The organism is Bifidobacterium sp. SKU, from assembly GCF_026016405.1.
In the GTDB taxonomy this organism is placed as follows: domain Bacteria; phylum Actinomycetota; class Actinomycetes; order Actinomycetales; family Bifidobacteriaceae; genus Bifidobacterium; species Bifidobacterium bifidum.
The window spans coordinates 1493586-1511290 of record NZ_CP092890.1 but is presented as its reverse complement, the minus strand read 5'-3'; the positions used below and the strand labels follow the sequence as shown (position 1 = coordinate 1511290).

10 protein-coding genes and 2 pseudogenes are annotated in these 17705 nt (G+C 65.2%); 9 read left to right on the top strand and 3 right to left on the bottom strand.

What is annotated here, in order from left to right:
* Positions 1 to 142: 142 nt before the first annotated feature.
* Positions 143 to 1642, top strand: coding sequence for an RNA polymerase sigma factor (locus tag MMB49_RS06485; protein WP_182430256.1), 1500 nt, complete (start codon positions 143 to 145; stop codon positions 1640 to 1642).
* A 130-nt stretch (positions 1643 to 1772) separates the two neighbouring features.
* Entirely contained in the window at positions 1773 to 4085 is a 2313-nt protein-coding gene (locus MMB49_RS06480; RefSeq protein WP_047270585.1) for a DNA gyrase/topoisomerase IV subunit B, read from the top strand.
* A gap of 80 nt (positions 4086 to 4165) precedes the next feature.
* On the opposite strand, the gene MMB49_RS06475 is transcribed toward MMB49_RS06480, so the two are convergent.
* On the bottom strand, positions 4166 to 5605 hold the full coding sequence (locus MMB49_RS06475) for an aspartate ammonia-lyase (protein WP_047270583.1): 1440 nt from the start codon (positions 5603 to 5605) through the stop codon (positions 4166 to 4168).
* 224 nt (positions 5606 to 5829) lie between these two features.
* Here MMB49_RS06475 and MMB49_RS06470 point away from each other — a divergent pair.
* The 4 genes and pseudogenes from MMB49_RS06470 to MMB49_RS06455 form a co-directional block, all read left to right on the top strand.
* Positions 5830 to 5982 (top strand): annotated as a pseudogene (locus MMB49_RS06470) (MFS transporter); the annotation flags it as partial.
* Positions 5972 to 6427: a DUF2975 domain-containing protein gene (locus MMB49_RS06465; protein WP_229941002.1), complete on the top strand. Its 456-nt coding sequence runs from the start codon at positions 5972 to 5974 to the stop codon at positions 6425 to 6427. The pseudogene MMB49_RS06470 and the gene MMB49_RS06465, both read left to right, overlap by 11 nt.
* Positions 6412 to 6619, top strand: a pseudogene (locus MMB49_RS06460) (helix-turn-helix domain-containing protein). The gene MMB49_RS06465 and the pseudogene MMB49_RS06460 overlap by 16 nt, the downstream one beginning before the upstream one ends.
* Positions 6620 to 6676: 57 nt before the next feature.
* Positions 6677 to 11323 carry a DEAD/DEAH box helicase gene (locus MMB49_RS06455; protein WP_047270581.1) on the top strand — a complete coding sequence of 1549 codons (4647 nt, stop codon included), beginning with the start codon at positions 6677 to 6679 and terminating at the stop codon, positions 11321 to 11323.
* Between the two features lie 229 nt (positions 11324 to 11552).
* Here MMB49_RS06455 and MMB49_RS06450 read toward each other — a convergent pair whose 3' ends face one another.
* The gene (locus MMB49_RS06450) at positions 11553 to 14225 is read right to left on the bottom strand and encodes a DNA topoisomerase (ATP-hydrolyzing) subunit A (protein ID WP_047270579.1); all 2673 of its coding nucleotides are present in this window, start codon (positions 14223 to 14225) and stop codon (positions 11553 to 11555) included.
* Between the two features lie 157 nt (positions 14226 to 14382).
* Between MMB49_RS06450 and MMB49_RS06445 the strand changes: the two genes are divergently transcribed.
* The gene (locus MMB49_RS06445) at positions 14383 to 15606 is read left to right on the top strand and encodes an alkaline phosphatase family protein (protein ID WP_047270577.1); all 1224 of its coding nucleotides are present in this window, start codon (positions 14383 to 14385) and stop codon (positions 15604 to 15606) included.
* Between the two features lie 116 nt (positions 15607 to 15722).
* Here the strand turns inward: MMB49_RS06445 and sepH are convergent, their stop codons facing one another.
* Entirely contained in the window at positions 15723 to 16778 is a 1056-nt protein-coding gene (gene sepH, locus MMB49_RS06440; protein ID WP_047270912.1) for a septation protein SepH, read from the bottom strand.
* Between the two features lie 149 nt (positions 16779 to 16927).
* Between sepH and MMB49_RS06435 the strand changes: the two genes are divergently transcribed.
* On the top strand, positions 16928 to 17221 hold the full coding sequence (locus MMB49_RS06435) for a DUF4193 domain-containing protein (protein ID WP_003813752.1): 294 nt from the start codon (positions 16928 to 16930) through the stop codon (positions 17219 to 17221).
* Positions 17221 to 17697: a dUTP diphosphatase gene (gene dut / locus MMB49_RS06430; protein ID WP_003816978.1), complete on the top strand. Its 477-nt coding sequence runs from the start codon at positions 17221 to 17223 to the stop codon at positions 17695 to 17697. The genes MMB49_RS06435 and dut overlap by 1 nt, the downstream gene beginning before the upstream one ends.
* The last annotated feature ends 8 nt before the right edge of the window (positions 17698 to 17705 follow it).

Below are 17705 nucleotides of genomic sequence, written 5' to 3'. Positions count from 1 at the left end.
AATGAGCCGTGGGAATAATCGTCCTTGGAAGATGGTTAACTCACATAGTTGACGATTTGCTCTTGCCAGAAGTGCGCCCGATGTGGTATAAGCACGCTTGGCATGATGATGCAGGAGGATGAGTTTGGCCACGAAGGATACGATGGCGACGACAGTCCCGGACGATACGGACGCCAAGACGAAATCCGAGAAGAAGGGAACCGCCGCGCGTACGGCCTCTACGGCAGACAAGAAGACCGCAGCGGGCAGGAAGTCCACTGCGGGCAAGAAGACCTCGTCGAGGTCCGCCGCGTCCAAGTCCACGGCACGCAAGTCCTCGGCGAAGGCAGCCGCGCCCGCGAAGCCCACCCGCAAGCGCGCCGCGTCCAAGTCGGCGAAGGCCGTCAAGGACGAGACCGAGGAGATGGCGAAGACCGAGGAACTCGCCAACGAGGATTCCTCGGACGATCTCGACGACCAGGTCGATGAGGATGGTCTGGAGAACCTTGACGACGATCTCGACGATGTCGATGACGGCGGTCTGGATGGCGACGATGATGACATCGATGACGAATCCGGTGAGGATGACGACGTTCCCGAGGACGAAGAGGACGACGAGGGGACCGAACCCGGGCGCAAGGAGCCTGAACAGCCCAAGGAGAAGGGCGCGTTCGTGGTGCGCGACGATGACGACGACGAGAACCTGACCCCGTCGGGCAATCCGAAGCGCCGCGTCATCGCTGCGGGCGCCACAGCGGATCCGGTCAAGGACTATCTCAAGCAGATTGGCCGTGTCAGCCTGCTGAACGCCGAGCAGGAGGTGGACCTCTCCGAGCGCATCGAGGCCGGCCTGTACGCCCAGCATCTGCTCGATACCGAGAGCGACGGCATGGACTTCAAGCGCAAGCGCGAGCTCAAGTGGGCGGCGAACGACGGCAAGAAGGCCAAGGACCACCTGCTGGAGGCGAACCTGCGACTCGTGGTGTCGCTGGCCAAGCGCTACACCGGCCGTGGCATGCTCTTCCTCGACCTGATTCAGGAAGGCAACCTGGGCCTCATCCGAGCCGTCGAGAAGTTCGACTGGAAGAAGGGCTTCAAGTTCTCCACCTATGCCACGTGGTGGATCCGTCAGGCCATCACCCGCGCCATGGCCGATCAGGCACGCACCATCCGCGTGCCCGTGCACATGGTCGAGGTCATCAACAAGCTGTCGCGCGTTCAGCGCCAGATGCTGCAGGACCTGGGCCGCGAGCCCACGCCGGACGAGCTGGCCCGCGAGCTCGACATGCCGGTCGAGAAGGTGCAGGAGGTGCAGAAGTACGGCCGCGAGCCGATCTCGCTGCACACGCCGCTGGGCGAGGACGGCGATTCCGAGTTCGGCGACCTCATCGAGGACACCGACGCCATCGCGCCGTCCGACGCGGTCGCGTTCTCGCTGCTGCAGGAGCAGTTCAAGCAGGTGCTGGAGACTCTGAGCCCCCGCGAGGCCGGCGTCATCAAGATGCGTTACGGTTTGGAGGACGGCCAGCCCAAGACGCTGGACGATATCGGCCGCGTGTACGGCGTGACCCGTGAGCGTATCCGCCAGATAGAGTCCAAGACGATGTCGAAGCTGCGCCACCCGTCGCGCTCCCAGACCCTGCGCGACTTCCTTGATCAGTGATCGCGCCGCTCGGCAGCGCGATCACGCGAGGAGGGGCGGTCCAGTGGACTGTCCCCCCCCCGACGGAGCCATCCGTTGATAGCTCCCCTCGATGAGGAGAGCCGCGAGTTATACAGAAAATAGGATTTGTATGCCCAAACAGGAATACGGTGCCGACAGCCTTACCGTGCTCGAAGGCTTGGACGCGGTGCGCAAGCGCCCCGGCATGTACATCGGCACCACCGACAGCCAGGGTCTGATGCACTGCCTGTGGGAGATCATCGACAACGCGGTGGACGAGGCGCTTGCGGGCGCCTGCGACCATATCACGGTGACCCTGCACGACGACGGCTCCGTGGAAGTGGCCGACAACGGCCGTGGCATCCCCGTCGACGTCGAGCCGAAGACCAAGCTCACCGGCGTCGAGGTCGTGCTGACCAAGCTGCATGCCGGCGCGAAGTTCGGCAACGCGTCCTATAACGCGGCCGGCGGCCTGCACGGCGTCGGCTCGTCCGTCGTCAACGCGCTGAGCTCGCGTCTGGACGTCGAGGTCGACCGCGACGGCAAAACCCATCACATGGCCTTCCACCAGGGTCATCCAGGCGTATATTCCGACACCGATCCCGAGCATCCGTCCCCGGACGCGCCGTTCAAGCGCACCCGCAAGAACCGCCCGACCGAGCTGGAGATCATCGGCAAGGTCAGCCCGAAGACCACGGGCACGCGCATCCGATACTGGGCCGATCCCGAAATCTTCAACGACACCGCCGAATTCAGCTACGAGCAGCTCATCGACCGTGTGCGCCAGACCAGTTTCCTGGTGCCGGGACTGCGGATCACCGTCATCGACGAGAACGTGCCGGAAACCGGCGACGACAGCGTCGACGAGATGATGGAAGTCGACGCCGCACAGACGCCCGCCGACGATGGAACCGGCCTGATGGACGCTGCCGACATCGCCTCTGCGGCCGACACGGCCGTCGAAGATACCGTTGAAGCAGGTGAAGCCGAAGCGCGACCTGCCGCAGTCTCCGCCGCGGTCGAGACGGCGAAGGTGGGCGCGGCCCGCCACACGCACGCCCGCGTCGAGGAATTCCGCCACACCGGCGGTGTCAAGGACTTCGTCGATTTCCTGTCCGCGGGAGAGGCGGTATCCGACATCTGGCGCATCACCGGCGAGGACACCTACGAGGAGGAGACCCAGGCGGTCGGCGAGGGCGGCGAACTGCACGCCCAGAAAGTCACCCGCAAATGCGGCGTCGACATCGCAATGCGGTGGACCAACGGGTACGACACGACGATGCGCAGCTTCGTCAACGTGGTCGAGACGCCCGGCGGCGGCATGCACGTCGACGGTTTCCTCATGGGGCTCACCAAGCAGATCCGCAAGGCCGTTGAAGACAACGCCCGCAAACTCAAGGTGAACCTCAAGGACTCGAACATGCGCGTCGAGCGCGACGACATCCTGGCCGGACTCGTGGCCGTCGTCACCGTGCGCATCGCCGAGCCGCAGTTCCAGGGGCAGACCAAGGACGTGCTCGGCACCGCTCCCGTCAAGCCCATCGTCACCAGGATGACCGACAAGCAGTTCGGCGAGATGATCACGGGCTCCAAACGCGGCTACAAGGAGCAGTCCGGTCGTGTGCTGGAGAAGATTGTCGGCGAGATGCACGCCCGCATCCAGGCGCGCAAGACCAAGGAGGTCACGCGCCGCAAGAACGCGCTCGAATCCGCCGCCATGCCGTCGAAACTGTCCGACTGCCAGCCGGGCAACGACGATGTGGCCGAGCTGTTCATCGTCGAGGGCGACTCCGCGCTTGGCACGGCCAAGGCTGCGCGCAATTCCGGATTCCAGGCGCTGCTGCCGATCCGAGGCAAGATACTCAACGTGCAGAAGGCATCGTTGAGCCAGATGCTCAACAACAAGGAGTGCGCCGCGATCATCCAGGTGGTCGGTGCGGGATCCGGCGCCGGTTTCGACATCGAGCAGTCCCGCTACCACAAGGTCATCATGATGACCGATGCCGACGTGGACGGCGCCCATATCCGCATCCTGCTGCTCACGCTGTTCTATCGGTACATGCGCCCGCTCATCGAGCACGGGTACGTCTACGCCGCCGTGCCGCCGCTGCATCGCATCGCGCTCGCCGGCTCGCACAAGGGCGAGTTCATCTACACGTACTCCGATGACGAGCTCGCCGGCCGTCTGGCGGATCTCGAACGGCGACACATCTCGTACAATCCCGACATCCAGCGCTACAAGGGTCTGGGTGAGATGGACGCCGACCAGCTCGCGGACACGACGATGGATCCGCGCACGCGCATGCTGCGGCGCATCCGCATGGAGGATGCGGCACAGGCGTCCGAGATATTCAGCCTGCTCATGGGCGACGATGTGCCGCCGCGCAAGGCGTTCATCGTCGACAACGCCGACGATTTCGACCGCTCCAAGATCGACACCTGATCCGGCTTTCTGCCGGCTGTGCACTGTCCGGGCCGCCGTCGGCTTGTATCAGGCCGGCGGCGGCCCGAGCCGATATCCGTCTACTGATGCTCCCGGCAGGTCTGGCCGAGGCGGCGCGACAGGGCGATCGGGTCGAGCAGCTCGTCGAGCGTCGACGCGGGCAGGTCGGTGCGCTCGCCGGCGACATCGCGCACGGTGCGATTGTCGTTGGCCGCTTCCTGGGCGATGTCGGCCGCGTGTTCGTATCCGATGGCGCCGTTCAGTGCGGCGGCGATCGACGGGGAGTATTCGGCGTAGCGGCGCCCCGTCGAGGCGTTGATGGTGATGCCGGACACGCAGCGCTCGCGGAACATCGCCATCGCGCGGGTCAGCAGCTCGATGCCGTTGAGCAGTTCGTGGATGATCACCGGGTCGAAGGCGTTGAGCTGCAATTGCCCTTCGGATGCGGCCCATGTGACGGTCGTGTCCATGCCGAACACCATGAAGCAGCATTGGTTCACGCATTCGGGGATGACCGGGTTCACCTTGCCGGGCATGATGCTGCTGCCCGCCTGCCGTGCCGGCACGTTGAGGTCGTCGAATCCGGTATGCGGGCCGGAATTGAGCAGCCGCAGGTCGTCGGCGGCCTTTTTCAGGTGTATGGCGAGGTTCTTGACCGTCTGCGACGTGGCGATGTATCCGCTCATATCGGTCATGGCCGCCACGGGATCCGACGCCGCGGTGATGGGCAGCCCGGTGATGGCGGCCAGATGGCGTGTGGCGGTCGTGCGGAACCGCAGGTCGGCGCAGATGCCGGTGCCGATGGCGGTGGCGCCGAGGTTCAGCGTGGTCAGTTGCGGGACGACGTGTTCGAGGGCCAGGAGGTCGCTTTTCAGGAAGCTTGCGAATGCGTGGAATTCCTGACCGTAGGTCATCGGCACCGCATCCTGCAGCTGGGTGCGTCCGATGGTGACGTCGTTCGTGTGCTTGTCGGCGAGGTCGTGGAACGCCCGCGTGAGTTTCTTCGTCTCTTCCGCGAGCGGCCCGATGGCGTCGATCAGCGCGAGCTTGCAGGCCGCGGGGTAGGTGTCGTTGGTCGATTGTGAATGGTTCACGTCGTCGTTCGGGTGGATGAACCCATAATCGCCTTTGGAATGCCCGCCGAGCTCCAACGCCCGATTGGCGATGACCTCGTTCATATTCATGTTCGTCGATGTGCCGGCGCCGCCCTGCAGCACGTCGACCGGGAACTGGTCGGCGAGCTCGCCGTTCTCAACGTCGCGGCATGCGGCGACGATGAGCCGTGCCTTGTCGTGGTCGATCAGTCCGAGCTCGTCGTTGGCTTCGGCACAGGCGCGTTTGACGGTCGCATAGGCCCGCATCAGCTGGGGATGGGTGGAGTCCGCGATTCGAGAGACGGTGAAGTTACCGAGCGCCCGCTGCGTATGGATGCCCCAATACACGTCTTTCGGCACATCCATGTAGCCGATGCAGTCGTGCTCCTTACGCGTGACCGTGTGTATCGTGTCATTGCCGACCATGTTGCCGCCTTTTCTCGTTCAGGTTTTCCGGGTCAATCATCTCGTTTTTATTCGAGAAACGCTATGGTTGCGCTGAGCGCGAATGACCATGCGTCCGTGAACGGGTCCGGAGCGCGGCGGACCGGCGCGCTCGTTCGGCCTGCGAGAACGGATATCCTGTGGTTCGCCTAGCATGTGTACGAACGTACATACCACTGGATAATACCGGGAGAATCATGGCCAATTTGCTGCTCGCCGTCCCCTACGGATTGGGCGCAGGCGGCGTCGATGCGGCGCTGAACAACTGTGTGGCGATCCATTACGCGAGTCGTCACATGAACTGGCTGCACTGCATGTGGGGGATCGTCCGCGGCGGGGCAATGCGCCATGGTCGTGGTGTCGGGCGACGTCGTGCAGGCCAACCCGGAATTCGCTCCGTCGCGTTGGGTGTATGCCGTCGCGGACATACTGGGCGTGGCGTGCGTCGAGGCGGCGATGGTGCCGCTGTGGAATCTGCTGACGTTGGTGGACCGGCTTGACGTGTTCTCCAGCCGCGCGGTTCGCTGGGTCGATGCGATCATCGCATGCGCGGCGGTGGAGGCGGCGCTGGTGTTGTTCGTGACGCTGTACGGAGGTCTCGCCCATGCCGAATACCGCGACCCGGCGTCGGGTGCCTATGTGGATGTTGCGCTGGGGGCTCCGGGCGTGGTCCCTGCTGGGCGCGGCCGGCCTGCTGCTGCTCGCGGCGTTCGTGCTGCTGATGCTGGTCATGCGCTCACTGCTGGCCGCCATCGCCCAGCGAGACGAGCTGGAGGTGGTGATCTGACATGGCGATCCGAGTGAACCTCGACGTGATGCTCGCCAAACGCAAAATGTCGGTGGGGGGAGCTGGCGGAACGTGTCGGCATCACGTCGGCGAATGTCTCGGTGCTGAAGAACGGGCGGGCCAAGGCCATACGCTTCTCCACGCTTGACGGCATCTGCGAGGCGCTGGAGTGCCAGCCGGGCGATGTGCTGGAGTGGGTCGAGGAGTAGGTCGCCCGTCTTCGAGCGGTGTGTCGTGGGTCTAGGCTGCATCGCATAATCGAATATATGTACGAATGTTTGAATCTGTTCTCGGGTCCTACAAGGGCATGGTTCAAACATGCGTTTGATGTACCTACTGCGGCGCAGAGCCAGGCATGGCCGGTCATCCATGCCGGGGGCAATGCTCTGGTGGTCGCGCCCACCGGCTCGGGCAAGACATTATGCGCGTTCCTCTCGGCCATCGACCGCCTGATGACGGGAGAGACAGATCGTCTGAACGGCTCCGGTGCCATGACCGCTCCGAAGGGCGCGGCTGACGTTTCCAGAGAGCGGCGTCGGACTCGGCGTGTCAAGGTGCTGTACGTCTCGCCGCTGAAGGCGCTGGCCGTCGATGTCGCGAAGAACCTCCGCGCTCCGCTCGACGGCATCGCCGCCGAATGCGAGGCGTCCGGCCTTGCCGCTCCCGATATCGGCATCGCCATACGCAGCGGTGACACGACGACACGGGAGAGACGCGCCATCGCCTCCCATCCGCCGGACATCCTCGTCACAACGCCGGAATCGCTGTATCTGCTGCTGACGTCCAAGGCGCGCGTCATCCTGCGCGACGTCGAAACGGTGATACTCGATGAGGTCCATGCCGTCGCCGGCACCAAACGGGGCGCGCACCTGGCCGTGAGCCTGGAACGGCTGGATGCGCTCGCCGGGCATGCGACGCAGCGCATAGGGTTGTCCGCCACGGTAAGGCCTGTCGACGAGGTCGCGAGATTCGTCGGCGGGATCCATCCCGTGACCGTCATCAATCCGCAGGAGAGGCCCGCGATGGATCTGCGCGTCGTCGAGCCGCTGGAGAACATGAGGGACCTCCAATCAGCCAATGTGCCCGGCCGTGCGGGAGGCGTCGGCGCGTCGGCGGCATCGGCCCCGCATATCAGCGGCGTGACCCCGGCCATGAGACGGCTCGCCCAACGGCGTGGCCTGCCAGTGTCGCCGGATCGACGGTCGGTTCTGGTTTCGCCGGAGGATTCGCAATACGATTCGCAGGCGATCACCGGCGCCGCGGGGGATCGGGCGGGCGGATCCATATGGCCGGTGATCGAGCGGGACGTGCTGGATCAGGTGCTCTCTCACCGCACCACGCTGGTGTTCGTGAATTCGAGGGGCCTGGCGGAGAAGCTCACCGCCAGGCTCAACGACCTGTATGCACAGGATCATGGCACCGATGCCGCGCAGACGCAGTCACCGGAGGGGCGCAGCGGGTTTTCCCGGCATTACGATCCCGTGGTCGGCTCCACGACGATGCTGGTTCGGTCTCACGATGACGGGGACGTCATCGCGATGGCCCATCACGGGTCGGTGTCCAAGGAGCGGCGCAAGCGGATCGAGGAACAGCTCAAACATGGCCTGCTGCGTTGCGTGGTGGCCACCAGCAGCCTGGAATTGGGCATCGACATGGGGTCGGTGGATCTGGTGATACAGATATCGCCTCCGTTGTCGGTATCGTCAGGATTGCAGCGCGTCGGACGCGCGGATCATCGTGTCGGAGGGGTGTCCCACGCGCTGATCTACCCTCTGACCCGGGAGCAGATCATCGGGGCGGCGGCGAGCGTGGAAAGCATGCGGGCCGGCGACATCGAACCGATATCGGTGATCCGCAACCCGCTGGATGTGCTCGCCCAACAGACCGTCGCGGCCGCATCGATGGAGGACCTCAGGACGGACGACTGGTATGCGACGGTATGCAGATCGGCACCCTTCCGCGACCTCGACCGCGGCACGTTCGACTCGGTGATGGGCATGATGACGGGGGCCTACGACAGCGAGGACTTCTCCGCCTTCCGCCCCTGCCTGATGTGGAACCATGATGAGGACCTGATCTCCGCCCGCCCCGGGGCGCAGCGGCTCGCCGTGACCAGCGGCGGCACGATTCCAGATCGCGGACTGTACACCGTGGTGCTGCCCGAGACGGATGGGGGCAAAGGGCCTCGAAGAGTGGGGGAACTCGACGAGGAAATGGTGTACGAGTCCCGTGTCGGCGACATCATCACCCTGGGTACATCCACATGGCAGATTCAGGAGATCACCCGCGACCGCGTGATCGTCACCCCGGCACCGGGCAGGACGGCCCGTCTGCCGTTCTGGCACGGGGACGGCAGCGGCAGGGACTGCGGGTTCGGTACGGCCGAAGGCGCTTTCATCCGGCAGGTCTGCACGGGGCTGACGGATGCCGCAGAAGCGGGCCATCCACGGTTCGACACCGCCACGGCAGACCGCCTGCACGATGACGGGCTGGACGACAACGCCGTGGAAAACCTCGCCCGACTGCTGGCGGAGCAGAGGAAGGCCACCGGCGTCGTGCCGGATGACCGCCGCATGGTGATCGAACGTTGTCCCGACGACGAGGGGGACTGGCGGGTCATCATCCATTCCCGATATGGCCGTCGCGTGCATGAGCCATGGGCGATGGCAATCACCGCGCGTCTCAAGCAGCGTTATGGATTCGACGGCCAGGCATACGCCGCCGATGACGGCATCGTCCTGAGGCTTCCCGCCCAGGAGCATGACATCGATGTCCCGGATCTCATCAGGTTCGACCCTGACGACATGCAGCGCATGATCGAGACGCAGGTGGGGGAGACGGTGCTGTTCGCGGCCCGGTTCAGGGAATGCGCCGCACGCTCGCTGTTCCTCCCCAGAACCGATCCCGGCAGGCGCGTGCCGCTATGGCAGCAGAGACTGCGTGCCGCGCAACTGTTGAACGCCGCGCGGCTGAAACGCAATTTCCCGCTGCTGCTGGAAACCGCCCGCGAATGCCTGCAGGACGATTACGACATGCCCGCGTTGCGTCGCATCATGACGGACATTCAGTCGGGAAACATCGGTCTGGTCGATGTGACGACCGACATTGCGTCCCCATTCGCCGAGAACCTGCTGTTCGGCTATGTGGGCACCGTCATGTACCAGTACGACGTGCCTCAGGCGGAACGATCGGCGCAACTGCTGTCGATCGATCCCGATGTGCTGGAACGGCTGCTGGGGCAGGCCGATTTCTCGGCGATCATGGATCCTCGGGCCGTGCATGAGGTCGAGGAGGAGCTGGGGCGCAGGACGTTCTGGAACGAGCTGCCGGACGATGACATCGATGGCCGGGTCGCAAGATACGCCAAGACGCACGGGCCTTTCACCGTCGAACGGATGATGGCGGACCTGTCGATCGACGCGTCCGGCGCGGTGCACGTCTTGGACATGCTCAAAGCGCGAGGAGAGATCCTTGACGGCATCGCCGCCGAGGACGGAGGAAAGGCATGGCTGCACAAGGAGGTGTTCCGACGCATCCGGGCCAGGTCGCTGGCCAAGGCCAGAGCCGAGACCAAGCCCGTCGAATTGAGCGAATACCAGACATTCCTTATCGGGCTGCAAGGTGTCGGGCCGGTGGGCGGCGAACGATATGACGGCGAAGACGGGGTGATGCGTGTCATTGAGCAGCTGGAAGGCGTCGCCCTGCCTCCCTCGGTATGGGAATCGTCCGTATTGCCGGCACGGGTGCGCGACTATCGTCCGGCGATGCTCGACGGCCTGCTCTCCTCCGGCGAGATCGTCTGGGTGGGTTCCAAGACCACCGGCAGCAAGGCGAAGGAACCAGGACTCGTCGCATTGCATCCGGCGGACTCCCTGCTTCTGACAGTGCAGGATGGGGAGAAGAACGGCGAAGCCCCCGGGGAGCCGGTCACGCTGCCGGATGCGGTGATGGCCGTGCTGGCACCGGGCGGGGCATATCATGCGAATCAGCTCGCAGGGATGACGCGCGCGGCATGGGACGCGTCGTCGGAATGCGTGGACGAATCCACCGGCGAGATATTGCCCCACCCATGGTCCGACTCCCAGTTCGAGGAGGCCCTATGGTCGCTGGTCTGGCAGGGGAAGGTCACCAACAGCTCGTTCGATCCGCTGAGATCCCTCGGAGCGTCATCCCATGCGGTGAAGGCCCCAGCCCGTGCATCACGGCGCAGGGTGCGGGTCAGGGTCAGTGTCCCGGCGAACATGACGGGACTATGGTCCGCCGTACCTCATGCAGATATGCAGGAGGCGTCCGCGGAGCGGGTCGCCATCGCGCGGGTTGAGGCGTTGCTGGACCGTTACGGCGTCATAGCTCCGCCCATGATCGACAAGGAACGTCTGGCCGGCGGATTCTCGGGCCTGTATCCGGTGCTCAGACGCATGGAAGAGCATGGCGCATTGATGCGCGGCATGTTCATCAGCGGATGCGGTGCCGCACAGTTCGCGTCGCGTCAGACCGTGGATGCGCTGCGGGCATGCGCGGCGGAACCCTCCGCGGTCGTGTTGGACGCCACCGACCCCGCCAACCTGTACGGAAGCGTCATCGCATGGCCACGAACGATAGGCGGGTTTTCGATCAGGCCGGCGCGGCGCTCCGGCGCATCGGTCGTGCTCCGGGGCGGACGATTGCTGGCATACGCGGTGCCCCGAAGCCATCATCTGTTGCTCGCGCAGGACGCGGATCCCGCATTGCAGCAGGCCTGCAACGAGCTCGCCTACGCATTGCAGCGAAACCTGCGTGACGGGGGTATTCGCGGGGGTGTCACCTTCTGTGATGCCAACGACGAGCCATTGACTGCGCGAGGCGAGTGGTCGCGCATATTGCACGTCGCGGGATTCGTCCCCGTACCCCAAGGCATGAGGCTCTACTGCTGACAGCCGCCGCCGGTCTCCGATATGTTCCGCCGCCAGCGCTAGGTCACCGGCGTATCTACGCGTGAGGTACGCCATCCGGCATTGCGCATCATCCGACACGGCGTGCCATCTGATATTGCGCGCCTGCAGGAACTGCGCGTCTGCCGAAACGTGGACGGCACCCCCCCCCCTACGCCCCACAGGTGTGTGTGGGACGATGCTCGCTGAAGGCACCGGCCCCGAAACAGCCTCATCCGCAGAAGGCGACAGGCGCGGCCAGATCGACACCGGATGCGTCGCGGCGCATGTCGGGCTTGGGCAGCTCCACCGGCGAGCCTCCCTCGGTGGAGGCGTGCAGCGGGTACATGCCGACGTGGGCGAAGATCAGGGTGTTCTGGCCCTTGAGGAAACGCTGCGACCTCACTCCGCCGGTGCCGCGGCCCTTGGTCGGGTACATCTCCAACGGCGTCACCTTGGCCGCACCGTTTTCGGTGCCGGGCAGCGCGTCCTTGTCTCCGGCGACCGTCAGCACGACGGCTCCGGACGCGGAGAACATGCCGTTGTCGCCCTCTTCGTACGTCCACGCGATCTTGCCTGCGGGCACCACGTTGAACGTGATCGCCGTGCATCCCTCAGCCAGACGGATTCCCGCCATGCCGCCGGCGGTGCGACCCTGTGGGCGCACGTTCCCGGCATCGAACGTCAGCAGCGAGGAGTCGGACGCGACGAACACGAGGCGGTCTTCGTCCGCCGCGTCGGCGGCGAACAGCACGGAGTCGCCGTCCTTGAGGTCGATGACGCTCCAGGAGTCCATCGTGGTGGGGGCCTCGCGGTTCCAGCGTTTCACCACGCCGGCCCGTGTGCCGATGGCCAGGGGAGCGGGGGTCGGGTCGCCGTCGTCGCGCTGATCCATGGGGATGGCGGCGACGACATGCTCGCCGGGAATCGGATCGGTGCTTTCGGTCATGCCGATCAGCTCGTCGGCCGGTATGCCGCCGGCGACGTTCGTCTGCGGCGATGCGGCGAGCGCGGGCAATTCGACCACATGGGCCAGCACCAGACGCCCGGCGGACGTGACCAGTCCGTACGAGGACCGTGTGGTGGTGCGGAAGATGGACACGATGTGGTCGTCCTTCGTACGTCCGTCGCTCGTCGACCGCGACTCCCAAGCATCCAATGCGGCCGGGGTGGAACGCGCTATCGTGCCGGACGCGCTGAGCATCACCGTGCACGGCTCGTCGTCGATTTGCAGCGCCGCGACTGCCGCGGCATCCTCGCCGGCCTTCCTGGCCGCGGCCGCGGCGGTCACGTCCGCTTCGGCCGACGACAGGGTGGTCGCGGCTGCGGCGGCCTTCATCGCGGCCGCGTTCACGCTGTCGTCTCCATGAGGGGTCACCGGCGTCAGCGTGCCGTCCTCGGCCTCGTCCAGCAGCACGGTACGGCGAGGCGTCCCGTATTCGGCAACCGCCTGATCCATTTCGTCGACGACCACGCGGTCCAGTTCCTGCGCGGAGGCCAGTATGCGCTCCAGCTCCTCGATACGCCGCTTGAGGTCGTCGCGCTCCGCCTCCAGCTCGATGCGGCTCATGCGTGTGAGCCGGCGAAGGCGCAGGTCAAGGATGTACTGCGCCTGCACGTCGTCAAGGTCGAAGACCGCGATCAGCCGCGACTTCGCGGCGTCGGCGTCATCCGAGGTGCGGATGACCTGGATGACCTCGTCGATGTCGATCATGGCCAGCAGCAGGCCCTCGACCAGGTGCAGGCGCTCCAGCGCCTTCCGGCGGCGGAATTCGCTGCGCCGGCGCACCACGATGCGGCGGTGGTCGATCCACACCTGCAGCATCTCCTTGAGACCCATGGTGTGGGGTCGGCCATCCACCAGCGCGACGTTGTTCATCGTGAAATTGTCCTGCAGCGGCGTGTGTCGGAACAGCTGCGCGAGCACGGCGTTCGGGTCGAAACCGGTCTTGATCTCGATGACCAGCCTGGTGCCGTTATGGCGGTCGGTCAGGTCGATGGCGCCGGAGATTCCCTCCAGCTTGCGGTTCTTCACCCCTTCGGAAATGCGTTCCAGCACCCGTTCGGGGCCGACCATGAACGGCAGCTCGGTGACCACGATGGCCTTCTTGCGCGCCGTCACGTTCTCGAAATGCGTCATCGACCGCGTGGTGAGTGTGCCGCGGCCGGTCTCGTACGCTTCGCGGATGCCGTTTCGTCCGATGATGATGCCGCCGCCCGGCCAATCGGGGCCCGGCACGTAGCGCATGAGCTCCTCCAGCGTGGCGTCGGGATGCGCCATCAGGTGCTTCGCGGCCGCGACGACCTCGCCGAGATTGTGGGTCGCCATGTTCGTGGCCATGCCGACAGCGATGCCCGAACCGCCGTTGACCAGCAGGTTGGGGATCGCGGCCGGCAGCACGGTCGGCTCCTTGAGCTTGTTGTCGTAGTTCGGCGTGAAATCGACGGTGTCCTCATCGATGTCGGCGTTCATGCCCAGCGCCGCGGGCGCCAGACGGGCCTCGGTGTATCGGGAGGCGGCCGGGCCGTCGTCCAGCGAGCCGAAATTGCCATGGCCGTCCACCAGCGCGAGACGCATCGCGAACGGCTGTGCGAGACGCACCATCGCCTCGTAGATGGCTGAATCGCCGTGGGGGTGGAGCTTGCCCATCACCTCGCCCACCACGCGGGCCGATTTCATGTACGGGCGGTCGGGCGTCAGGTTCATCTCGCCCATCTGGTAGATGATGCGGCGCTGCACGGGCTTGAGGCCGTCGCGCGCGTCAGGCAGGGCTCGCGCGTAGATCACCGAATACGCGTATTCGAGGAACGACTTGCTCATTTCCTCGTTCAACGGCGTTTCCACGATATGCTCTTGGACCTGACGCGGGTCATAGGCCTGATGAGTCGTGGTGCGATGTGCCATAGGTGCCATTCCCCAATCTGTGCTTCGGCCATCCGCATGGCGCGAATGGCCGAAATGGTGCCGTTGAAAAATCCAATCGTCCATGATAGCGAACAATCATGCCAAGAATCCCGCCCAGCCGTGTCCTTTTCCGACGGACGGTGCTTGAATGGAAAACATGAACGCTGAAATCGCGAGCATGGACGAATTGCTGCAGACGATACCGACCGTTCGGTATGGCGACTGGCGGCGCGACGCCGTACGCGGCGGGGCGCTGCACCTGTCCGCCGTGCTGCCGGCGGTCAGCGCGGCGATAGGGCATCCGGTCGCCACGCGGATCCACCATGATCCAGAGGCCTTGCGCGTCGCCCTGGGGGTTCCCAAGGCCGACAGCGTGATCGTGGCGCTGGTTGACGGCCTTGGCTACTGGAACCTTCGGATGCGCGTCGGACACAGTCCGTATCTGCGCGCATTGCTGCGCGACGAGTCCAACGACAGGCCCATCGCCACATGCGCGCCGAGCACCACCGTCGCCGCGATGGCGGCTTTCGGCACCGGCACGTGCCCGGGCCTGACGGGGATGGCGGGCTACACGCAGCGCAACACCCAAACGGGGGAGCTGTCGCAGCTGATCCAGTTCGACAACGCGATCGCGCCTCTGGACCTGCAGAGGGAGCCCACGGTGTTCGAGACCCTGCGGGCCGCCGGCGTGCGGGTCACCAGCTGCGGACTGCCGAAGTTCGCCGACTCCCCGCTGACGAAGGCCGCGTTGCGCGGTGCGGACTACAAGGGCGATATGCGGCCGCTCGGCCGCGTGAGGGCCGCGTGCGAGGCCTCGAAGACGCCGGGGCTGACGTACCTATACATCCGCGACGCCGACAAGGTGGGGCACGCCTACGGCTGGGAGTCCGAGCAGTGGACGGCCGTGTTCGAGCGGGTTGACGAACAGCTGGCGCAATTGCACAGGCTTGCGCCGAGGGGCACGCTCATCGTCATCGTGGCTGATCATGGCATGGTCGGTTCGGATCCGGACCAGCGCGTCGATATCGCCGAGAATCCCGAGCTCGCCCGGGGCGTGGCCCTGGTCGGCGGGGAGCCCAGGTCTCTGATGCTGTATGCCGAGCCGGATTGCGACCCGAATGACATCGCGCGTCGATGGCGCGATCGGCTGGGTGACGCCGCCCTGGTGCGTACCCGGGATGAGGCGATCGATCAGGGCATGTTCGGTGTCGTCGAGCCGCGTGTCAGGCCGATGCTCGGTGACGTGCTGGTATCGGCGGCCGGGAGGGCGACCTTCGTGGATTCGCGCATCCAGACCGACAAGGCGACGCATCTGCCGGGTGTGCATGGCTCGCAGACGGCGCTGGAAATGGACATTCCCTGCCTGATTGACGTGGCGTGACCGTTGCGATGCCGAACGTGTCACGCCGATGTCTCATTATCCGGACGGCCTGTCGCGTTTTTCCGTAAAAAAGGATTGACGTGTCTCGCTGGACAGCGACGGCGGGCCAGACGATCCTACTCGCCGAAGAGAATCTCGTCCCAGCTGGGCACGGCGGAGCGACCCGAACGGCGTTTCGCAGGCGGCGTCTGCCGGTCGGAGCGTTCGGCAGACGTCTTGCCGGATTCGGATTCGATCTCGGGTGCCGTCTGAGCCGCGGAAGCGGACGCGTCCGAATCCGGTGTCGGCCGCGGCAGTTTCGACTCGGCGGCGCCGAGCGCGGCCTCGCCGGCCTTCGCCGGAAGCGCGCCGGTGCGCGGGATGTCGATTGAGGGGCCTTCCTCGGATGGCGCAGGCTCGGTGCGCACGTCCAACGGGGACGCCGAACGTGGCATCCGCGCTTCGGGGCGCGCCGCAGGCAGTGTCGGGGCAGGGGTGTTCCACGCCGACACGGTGCGCTCTATCCTCGCCGAGCGTACCGAATCCCCGGGCAGCGTCGCGGGCAGCATCTCGGAGGGCGTGCCCTCGGTCCCGTCGCCGCGCGCGCCTGTCGCCGTTCCCAGCAGCTTCTTCGCCGTGGAGTTCAGACATGCCACCGCGTTGTCGTGCATGTTCCAGGACCATTCCGCCCTGGCGGTGCGCCCCGCGGCGTCGAACGTCGCGGTGATCTTCCACGGTTCGAGTCCCCGGCGTGTCGCCTTCCACGTCACCGATTCCATGCCGATGCCGGACAGCGCCAGCGCGCGTTCCACCACGTCGGCGGTGGTCCGCCCACGGCTCTCCTTGGGGGCCGGCACGGTGAGGAACTGCTCGATGGCGTACTGCTTCTCGACCTCGACGGCGGACGAGAAACGCCGCACCAGCGCCTCGCTGAGACGGTATCGTTCCGCCACCCGCGCGGGATCCGCGCCGGCCCGGATAAGCGCCTGAATCTGCGAGATCGGTAGCGTAGCCGAGCTGGATGCGCTGGGAGCCGACCGGGACTCCTCGCGGATCTGCTTCGCTTCCAGAATGGCGCGTTCCAGCGTTTCGTCCACATCGACGAAGAAACGCTCGTCGCCTGACGCGAACACGAGACGACCCGCGTCGTCGACGTGGTCGAACCGGGCTTGTGTGAGCGGGTTCTCAGGCATGTTCACACCACTTTCCTCAGAAAATTACAACTTCTTCTATTGTGCCCCACGTGTCGTATTTTACGAGTATTTCAAATCGTGTATCCTATGCCGAGTAAAAGTCATGTATTCTATGGCGCAGAACGTGCCACCATGATGAAAGGATTCAGATGGCTCAGGATTATGATTCCCCCCGCAATAAGGACGAGGATGAGGAATCGCTGCAGGAGTTGGGCAAGGGCTCGCGCAGCTCTTCAACCGATATGGACGACGACGAGAACGCCATCGCCGAGGATTACGAACTGCCCGGTGCCGATCTGAGCAACGAGGACGCCTCCGTGACTGTCATCCCCATGCAGAACGACGAGTTCATCTGCTCGGAGTGCTTCCTGGTCAAACATCGCAGCCAGCTGGCATACGTCACCGACGACGGCCAGCCGGTGTGCGAGGAATGCGCGGCCTGATGGCGTTCGACGAGACATATGACGAGCCCGAATACACCGAGGTCCTGGTCAAATCGCTTGATCCCGGCCATCCGGTCGAGCTGCGGTACGCCCACGCCGGAGACGCGGGCGCCGACCTGGTCGCCGCCGAGGACGTGACGCTCAAGCCGTTCCAGCGCGCCCTGGTGCCGACCGGCATGGCGATCGCCCTGCCCGCCGGATACGTGGCGCTGGTGCATCCGAGGTCCGGACTCGCCGTCAAGTACGGCGTGACCGTGCTGAACGCGCCCGGCACCATCGACGCCGGGTACCGCGGCGAAGTGAAGGTCCCTCTGATCAACCTCGATCCGGAGCATACGATGGAGTTCCATCGCGGAGACCGCATCGCGCAGCTGGTCATCCAGCGTTACGTCGAGGCGAAGTTCGTCCCGGCGAGCACCCTGCCGGGTTCCGACCGTGCGGAACGCGGTTTCGGCTCCACCGGCGTGTCATCCTGACGGACGAT

Bases quoted from the DNA above. Each gene is read 5' to 3' on its own strand.
- MMB49_RS06485 (WP_182430256.1), top strand. From the start codon at position 143: ATGGCGACGACAGTCCCGGACGATACGGACGCCAAGACGAAATCCGAG.
- MMB49_RS06480 (WP_047270585.1), top strand. From the start codon at position 1,773: ATGCCCAAACAGGAATACGGTGCCGACAGCCTTACCGTGCTCGAAGGC.
- MMB49_RS06475 (WP_047270583.1), bottom strand. From the start codon at position 5,605: ATGGTCGGCAATGACACGATACACACGGTCACGCGTAAGGAGCACGAC.
- MMB49_RS06465 (WP_229941002.1), top strand. From the start codon at position 5,972: ATGGTCGTGGTGTCGGGCGACGTCGTGCAGGCCAACCCGGAATTCGCT.
- MMB49_RS06455 (WP_047270581.1), top strand. From the start codon at position 6,677: ATGTACGAATGTTTGAATCTGTTCTCGGGTCCTACAAGGGCATGGTTC.
- MMB49_RS06450 (WP_047270579.1), bottom strand. From the start codon at position 14,225: ATGGCACATCGCACCACGACTCATCAGGCCTATGACCCGCGTCAGGTC.
- MMB49_RS06445 (WP_047270577.1), top strand. From the start codon at position 14,383: ATGAACGCTGAAATCGCGAGCATGGACGAATTGCTGCAGACGATACCG.
- sepH (WP_047270912.1), bottom strand. From the start codon at position 16,778: ATGCCTGAGAACCCGCTCACACAAGCCCGGTTCGACCACGTCGACGAC.
- MMB49_RS06435 (WP_003813752.1), top strand. From the start codon at position 16,928: ATGGCTCAGGATTATGATTCCCCCCGCAATAAGGACGAGGATGAGGAA.
- dut (WP_003816978.1), top strand. From the start codon at position 17,221: ATGGCGTTCGACGAGACATATGACGAGCCCGAATACACCGAGGTCCTG.